Annotated in this window: 7 protein-coding genes and 1 pseudogene; 6 read left to right on the top strand and 2 right to left on the bottom strand. The window is 34.8% G+C overall.

Annotated features, from left to right (window positions below; translation table 11 throughout):
• From H3S74_RS10635 to nusG, 3 genes and pseudogenes are all read left to right on the top strand, one after another.
• A pseudogene (locus H3S74_RS10635) lies at positions 1 to 82 on the top strand (elongation factor Tu); the annotation flags it as partial.
• A gap of 134 nt (positions 83 to 216) precedes the next feature.
• Positions 217 to 618 (top strand): preprotein translocase subunit SecE, encoded by a 402-nt coding sequence (gene secE / locus H3S74_RS10630; protein WP_110448531.1) that lies wholly within the window; start codon positions 217 to 219, stop codon positions 616 to 618.
• 1 nt (position 619) lies between these two features.
• Complete coding sequence (gene nusG / locus H3S74_RS10625) at positions 620 to 1,165, top strand: transcription termination/antitermination protein NusG (RefSeq protein ID WP_110448530.1); 546 nt, start codon at positions 620 to 622, stop codon at positions 1,163 to 1,165.
• A gap of 97 nt (positions 1,166 to 1,262) precedes the next feature.
• Here nusG and H3S74_RS10620 read toward each other — a convergent pair whose 3' ends face one another.
• Positions 1,263 to 3,185, bottom strand: a complete 1,923-nt coding sequence (locus H3S74_RS10620) for an ABC transporter ATP-binding protein (RefSeq protein ID WP_110448529.1) — start codon at positions 3,183 to 3,185, stop codon at positions 1,263 to 1,265.
• Between the two features lie 225 nt (positions 3,186 to 3,410).
• Between H3S74_RS10620 and H3S74_RS10615 the strand changes: the two genes are divergently transcribed.
• Positions 3,411 to 3,611: a glycerate kinase gene (locus H3S74_RS10615; RefSeq protein WP_198201404.1), complete on the top strand. Its 201-nt coding sequence runs from the start codon at positions 3,411 to 3,413 to the stop codon at positions 3,609 to 3,611.
• A 48-nt stretch (positions 3,612 to 3,659) separates the two neighbouring features.
• On the opposite strand, the gene H3S74_RS10610 is transcribed toward H3S74_RS10615, so the two are convergent.
• Positions 3,660 to 5,663: an OPT family oligopeptide transporter gene (locus H3S74_RS10610; RefSeq protein WP_198247855.1), complete on the bottom strand. Its 2,004-nt coding sequence runs from the start codon at positions 5,661 to 5,663 to the stop codon at positions 3,660 to 3,662.
• Positions 5,664 to 5,899: 236 nt separating this feature from the next.
• Between H3S74_RS10610 and mazG the strand changes: the two genes are divergently transcribed.
• Positions 5,900 to 6,697, top strand: coding sequence for a nucleoside triphosphate pyrophosphohydrolase (gene mazG, locus H3S74_RS10605; protein ID WP_198247854.1), 798 nt, complete (start codon positions 5,900 to 5,902; stop codon positions 6,695 to 6,697).
• Positions 6,690 to 7,130: a hypothetical protein gene (locus tag H3S74_RS10600; RefSeq protein ID WP_086359108.1), complete on the top strand. Its 441-nt coding sequence runs from the start codon at positions 6,690 to 6,692 to the stop codon at positions 7,128 to 7,130. The genes mazG and H3S74_RS10600 overlap by 8 nt, the downstream gene beginning before the upstream one ends.
• Positions 7,131 to 7,205 lie beyond the last annotated feature (75 nt).

Raw genomic sequence — 7,205 nt, 5'->3', positions numbered from 1 at the left:
AATGGCAGACGGCTTACGTTTCGCTATTCGTGAAGGTGGTCGTACTGTTGGTGCTGGTGTTGTTGCTAAGGTTATTAAATAATTTCAGCAATCGCGATCATAGAAAGGGTATCTTTTGATACCCTTTCTTACCTAGTCTGTTTAGCAAAATGTTTTTAGAGAAAGAGCATTTTGGAAAATGGATAATATTATAAATAACATAATCATAGGTTTTATATGCTAGTAAGTAACGAGAGTCAAGATACAAGTACTGTTCTAGACAAATTTAAATGGGTTTTGGTTCTAGTATTAATTGCGTTAATTGTTTGGGGAAATTCTTATTTCTCTTTACCTAATGATATATATCAACCAAATGCGATCGTTCGAATTATTGCAGTTGTTGTGGTTTCGCTTTTAACCTTATTTATTGCATTTACAACCGCTAAAGGGAAATCGTTTATAGCTTTTCTGCAAGAATCACGAAAAGAACTCAGAAAGGTTGTATGGCCTACTCGTAAAGAAGCTGTACAAACAACTTTATTAATCGCTGTTATTACCGTTATTGTTGGTACTGCGCTTTGGGGAATGGATTCTTTGTTCCGTTCAATCATCTTTTATTTAACTTCAATAGGGCGTTAATATGAGTGAAACACAACAAAAACGCTGGTATGTGATCCAAGCTTATTCTGGCTATGAAGCACGTGTTGCACAATCATTACGTGAATATATTAAATTACATAATATGGAAGATTCTTTTGGGGAAGTTTTAGTACCAACCGAAGAAGTTGTTGAAATGAAAGGTGGACAGCGCCGTAAAAGTGAACGTAAATTTTTCCCAGGTTATGTTTTAGTTGAAATGATGATGAACGATGCAACTTGGCATTTAGTTAAAAGTGTACCAAGAACAATGGGATTCATTGGTGGGACATCAGATAGACCAGCGCCAATTAGCCAACGTGAAGTTGATGCAATTATGAATCGTCTACAGCAAGTTGGTGATAAACCGCGTCCTAAAACATTATTTGAACCAGGTGAACTTGTTCGTGTTAACGAAGGTCCATTTGCTGACTTTAATGGTGTAGTTGAAGAAGTAGATTACGAAAAAAGTCGCTTAAAAGTGTCGGTTTCTATTTTTGGTCGTTCTACTCCAGTTGAACTTGATTTTAGCCAAGTAGAAAAAAGCTAAAAACTTAACTGTTTTACTGCACAATATTTATAGAAAAACACAGAGCATAAGCTCTGTGTTTTTTGTTTTAAACAAATAAATTTTATTGGAGTTATGATTACTCAGCTTCAAATTCTTCTAACTGTTGTTGTAAATCAAACCAACTTGACTCTGCTTTATCTAATTCTATTTTTAAATTACTTTGATTGAGCAGCAATTGCGTCAGTTCTGTTTTTTTATCTGAACCGTAAAGATCGGGATCCGCTAATTGCTCTTCAATAATTTTTAATTGATCATTTAATCGAGCAATAATTTTCTCTTCTTTTTGTAACTGCTTTTTAAGTGGCTGTAATTGTGCACGAGCCTCAGCATCTTTGCGTTTCTGCTCTTTACGTTCTTGCGCTGAAACTTTAGGTAAACTTTCCTTTTTTATTGGTTTATTTGTTTCTTCCGGTTGGTTTTCTGCTTTCTGTTCTTCCGTAAGCCATTTATGATAATCATCAAGATCACCATTAAAAGGTTCGACTTTATGATCATGAACTAAGTAAAACTCATCAGTAGTAGAACGCAATAAATGCCTATCATGCGAGACCACAACTAACGCCCCCTCAAAATCGATTAATGCTTCAGTCAATGCTTGTCGCATATCTAAATCTAAGTGGTTTGTTGGTTCATCGAGCAACAGTAAATTTGGTTTTTGCCAAACAATTAACGCTAAAACTAATCGAGCCTTTTCACCACCAGAGAATGTTTTTACTGGTTCACTAACTTTATCACCATGAAAATCAAAACCTCCCAAATAATTACGTAATTCTTGTTCGGTATTTTTCGGCTCCGCAAGTTGTTTTAAATGCCATAAAGCTGATTCATCTGCCCGTAAATATTCTAATTGGTGTTGAGCAAAATAGCCAAGTTGTACCCCTTTAGCTAAGCTAACCTGACCTTGCATTGGCAGTAATTCACCTGCTAATAACTTGATGAGTGTTGATTTACCAGCACCATTACGACCCAATAAACCTATGCGAGAACCTGGAACTAAATTAAGTTTAATCTGTTCTAATACAATTTTATCACCATAGCCGGCAACGATATTTTCCATCGTTAATAAAGGACTTGGTAAGAATTCAGATTGTCTAAATTTAAAGTGAAATGGATTATCAACATGTGCTGGTGCAATTAATTCCATTCTTTCTAACATTTTTATTCGGCTTTGAGCTTGTTTAGCTTTAGTTGCTTTAGCCCTAAAACGATCAATATAGCTTTGTAAATGTGCAACTTTAAGTTGCTGGCTTTCATACATTGATTGTTGCTGAGCCAGTTTTGCTGAGCGTTGTGTCTCAAATGATGAATAATTACCGGTATACTCAAATAGTTTTTTTTGTTCAATGTGAATAATTTTATTAACCAATGGATCTAAGAAATCACGGTCATGTGAAATTAAAATAAGTGTACCTTGATAATTACTTAACCATTTTTCTAACCACATCACAGCATCTAAATCAAGATGGTTGGTTGGTTCATCAAGAAGAAGTAAATCAGAACGGCACATTAACGCTTGCGCTAGATTAAGTCGCATACGCCAACCACCAGAGTAGGATTTAACCGGTAATGTTAATTGTTCATTGGAAAAACCTAAACCATGCAGTAACGTTGCCGCTCGAGAGCGGATAGTCCACGCATCAATGTTATCAAGTTTTTCATGAATAAGCGCAATTTGCTCACCATTATTTTTTTCGTAAGCAATCTCTAAATCTTGTTCTAATTTTCGAAACTCACGATCACCATCAATAACATATTCGATAGCGGCTGTATCTAATGCTGGTGTTTCTTGATTTACCCATGCTAATTGCCATTGAGCAGGAATAGAAACACTACCGGCATCAGTTTGAATTTCACCTTTAATTAATGAAAAAAGTGTGGACTTACCACAGCCATTTTTACCGACTAATCCAACTTTCTGTTTAGGATTTATTGTTGCTGATGCATTATCTAAAAGTAGATTAATGCCTCTACGAATTTGGATAGAATCAAACACTATCATGACGGAGTCACCTATGATTCAATATAAAATGTGTTATGCTAACAAAAAATAAAGCGTATGCAAAATCATAATAGGAAATTTAACATGGTAATGAATTCTTATTGCCTAACTTTGAAAGGTTATTGTTAATAAACTGTCAATTTGATGATATTGTTAAGAAAGCCTGAGAGATTGAATACGTTAGATTGTGAGGCTGAATCAAAACTATTGTAAGTTTTGTAATTTATGACGGTAATTGTTATTGTTGGCAGTTTGGGCAATAAAGCTGAAACCATTTATCCTTATGGTATTAATGCCATGTTCAGTATTTTAAGTAAAGTTGCGACTTTGGCGGAAGTACTAGAATCAGTAACGGCAAAAGCGAACCTCTATCAAACCTCGATGAATATTGCCTTAACACTTAATTTAGGCAGTAACCTTAAATAGTCATAAATACCCTTTATCAGTTTCCTGGTAAAGGGCATCATAATAATATTATCGTTTAAGTGCTGACAAAGATCTGCGAATAATAAGACAACAGATCGTAATGAAAACAAATAATCCTAAATATTGAGACATATCGCCTAAGTTAGGGAATATTGCCAGAGGTGCATCTCCACCACCATTAGTGATGCTAATAACAATCACAATGGCAAGTATAACACCAACTAAGCTTTCACCGACGATTAAGCCTGATGCAATTAAAGACGCTTTACGGTCTACTTTTTTGAACTCAATTTCTGGATCTAAATTTAGTTTTTGTGCTTTTGCATATGCTTGACGTTTTACTATCCATGATAATAATGAACCAGTAAATATAGCCAATGTAATACTTGGTGGTAAGTAAATACCTAATCCGACAGCTAAAGCAGGTAGACGGAATTTAGTTTTCTTTTTGGCTAAAATTAGGTCAATGATAATAACTGTTGCGCCTACAGCTAAACCTATCAAGATCATTGTCCAATCTAGATTATGAGAAAAAATTCCTTTAGCAATGGTCGTCATCAAAGTTGCTTGAGGCGCGGCTAATACTTGGGTAGGATCCATATTTGTACGAGGAACCGCACCAGTAAAACCATAAGCGTTATAGAGTATTTCAAGAATAGGGGCAATGACAATAGCACCGACAACACAACCAATTAAAAGGGCTACTTGTTGTCGCCATGGCGTGGCATGAACTAAATAACCTGTTTTCAAATCTTGTAAATTATCATTTGAAATACATGCAATTGATAGCACAACACTAGTTGTAAATAGGGCTAATGCAGTGATAAAGTCAGTTCCTTCGACAGAGGATAACATACCGTGTGTTTCACTTAAGCCAAGTAATATTAGTGAAATAGCTATAGCGGCAACAATGGCAATACCTGATATAGGACTGGCTGAAGAACCAACTAAACCAGCCATATAACCACAGGCAGCTGCAACTAAAAATCCCATAATAAATGCAAATAAAACAGCACAAATTACTAGTAACCAAGCAATACCAGTTGATAAACCACTATCAGAAATAAAAGAGTGAAAGGTTGCAACTAAGATAATTAGCATGCCAGCCATAATGATAAAAATTGTTTTTGGTGACAAGTCTCTATCTGTTCGCTCAATATCATTTACAGAAATATCAGAGCGAAGTGTTTTTAACGATGTTTTTAAACCCTCAATAACCGGTTTGATTAAAGTCAGTAATGTCCAGACTGCGGCAATTGCTATGGTACCTGCACCGATAAAACGAATATCTGTGGCCCACATTCCCATTGCGATTTTAGATAAAGGTTGCGAGGTATCATAATCTGTTAGGGCACTTAGGATTGGAATACCAAATCCCCAAGCTATAATGGTTCCGATTAATACCGCAATTCCTGAAATAATACCAATTAGGTAGCCAGCGCTGAGTAATGCTAATGAAAATCCCATTGGGATCTGAAATATCGATTTACCACCTGTAAACCAATAAGCAGTGCTATCAGACAATAAACGAAATCCATTAGTAAATAAGCTCACTATAGAGGCGATAATACCGCCAAATACGATATCCTTTAATCCATCATTTGCTTCTTTATCGTCAGTTTTCGAACCAGCTTTTAATATTTCAGCCGCAGCGACACCTTCTGGATAAGGTAAATCACTTTTTACTACCATAACATGACGTAATGGAATAGAAAATAATACCCCTAACATGCCACCAGCAGCGCAAACCGCAAAGGTTAACCAGAAAGGAAAATTACTCCAATATCCCATCATTAATAAACCTGGCATAACAAAAATAACAGATGATAAAGTTCCAGCAGCGGAAGCTTGAGTTTGCACCATATTATTTTCTAAAATTGTCGATCCTGAAAATAATCGTAAAATAGCCATGGAAATGACGGCGGCAGGGATGGCTGATGAAAAAGTTAATCCGACTTTCAAGCCTAAATAGACATTGGAGGCTGTAAAGACGATAGTAATTAAAGCACCAAGAATGGTACCGCGTAGTGTAAGTTCTCGTAAATTATTCATACTACCTATATATTAAAGTTAAATTGATAGCCTGTTATTATATACTTAATTATGCTTTATCTGCTATAAAATCTACGATTAAGCCCAACTTTTGCTTCTTTTCATCGGTTTATTCACTGCACGCTATTTTTATTTTAAACATTAAAATTTAAGCAAAATATGCATATTAAAGATTAGTAACTGAATAATTATGCTATGCTGGTTATATTCTTAATCATTAACCAATTATGAGAAAAATGTTAAGCGAATTAAAACGATTGCAGGATATTACTAAAAAGTTGCGCAACCCTATTGATGGTTGTGAATGGGACAGCAAACAAACTTTTGACTCGTTAAAATCCTATACTTTAGAAGAGACCTATGAAGTCTTAGATGCAATTGATAGACAAGATATGGTTGAACTTAAAAGTGAGCTGGGTGACCTACTGTTTCAGATTGTGTTTTATGCGGATTTAGCCAACGAACAAGGTTTGTTTAATTTTGATGATATTTGTCAATCAGTGGCTGATAAATTGATAAGCCGTCATCCGCATATTTTTTCAAATAATACGAGTAAACCAAATTGGGAACAGCTTAAACAACAAGAACGTGATAAGAGGGAGCAATATTCGCTATTAGATGATATTCCCAATGCTATTCCGGCATTAATGAAGGCTGAAAAAATCCAAAAACGTTGTGCATCAGTTGGATTTGATTGGACTGAACTACAACCAGTTATAGCTAAAGTTAAAGAAGAACTTAATGAAGTTGAACAAGAATTAGCACAATCAACTATTGAGCAATCAAAAGTTGCAGAAGAAATGGGCGACCTGTTGTTTGCTACCGTCAATTTGGCAAGACATTTAAAAGTTAAATCAGAGTTATGCTTACAAAATGCTAATAACAAGTTTATTAGGCGATTTAAACAAGTTGAATTGCTACTAAAGCAAAAAAATCGCAATTTAGTTGATGCAACACTTGAAGAAATGGAAGATGCATGGCAAATTGTCAAGCAAACAGAAAAACTATCTAGCGAAGTAAATAAAAATGACTGAACAAAAAAATGAATTATATCAAGAAATAGAGGCTTGGTCTCAAAATGCTATTTTACATAGCCCAACTTGGAGTATTAATCAATTAGATTACTCGGAAAAGAGTATTTCTGTTGTTGAAATGATTATTGGTGAAATGGCAGATAAAAGCTTTGGTCTTCCTGAAGAACAACTCAATATGATTTCACAAGAATATGGCTGTTATTTATTATTAACTGCACATAAATTATATGGTGGTCAGTTTTATTGGAATCAAGAATTAGAACAACCAATGTTAATTTGCTGTGAACCCGATTCGACCATAGCATTATTAACATGGAATAAAGTAAAAGGGCGTTTATTAGGCGATAAAACTGATCATATCGCTTATTTTCTAGATGAATTTGGCAAAGCAGTTTTCCAACCAGAAAAAGGTACCAATTTAGTTTATCTATAAATCATATTTGCAATAAATATAATTAAAAAAGTTGCTAAACAGATAAGTTTTCCGACTTTAATAAATTTTGTTAAA

The organism is Gilliamella sp. W8126, assembly GCF_016102185.1.
GTDB classification, from domain to species: Bacteria; Pseudomonadota; Gammaproteobacteria; order Enterobacterales; family Orbaceae; genus Gilliamella; species Gilliamella apis_A.
This window is presented reverse-complemented; position numbering and strand designations above follow the sequence as displayed.

Excerpts from the sequence above, each read along its gene's own strand:
- nusG (WP_110448530.1), top strand. The coding sequence starts at position 620 with ATGAGTGAAACACAACAAAAACGCTGGTATGTGATCCAAGCTTATTCT.
- H3S74_RS10620 (WP_110448529.1), bottom strand. The coding sequence starts at position 3,185 with ATGATAGTGTTTGATTCTATCCAAATTCGTAGAGGCATTAATCTACTT.
- secE (WP_110448531.1), top strand. The coding sequence starts at position 217 with ATGCTAGTAAGTAACGAGAGTCAAGATACAAGTACTGTTCTAGACAAA.
- H3S74_RS10600 (WP_086359108.1), top strand. The coding sequence starts at position 6,690 with ATGACTGAACAAAAAAATGAATTATATCAAGAAATAGAGGCTTGGTCT.
- H3S74_RS10615 (WP_198201404.1), top strand. The coding sequence starts at position 3,411 with ATGACGGTAATTGTTATTGTTGGCAGTTTGGGCAATAAAGCTGAAACC.
- H3S74_RS10610 (WP_198247855.1), bottom strand. The coding sequence starts at position 5,663 with ATGAATAATTTACGAGAACTTACACTACGCGGTACCATTCTTGGTGCT.
- mazG (WP_198247854.1), top strand. The coding sequence starts at position 5,900 with ATGTTAAGCGAATTAAAACGATTGCAGGATATTACTAAAAAGTTGCGC.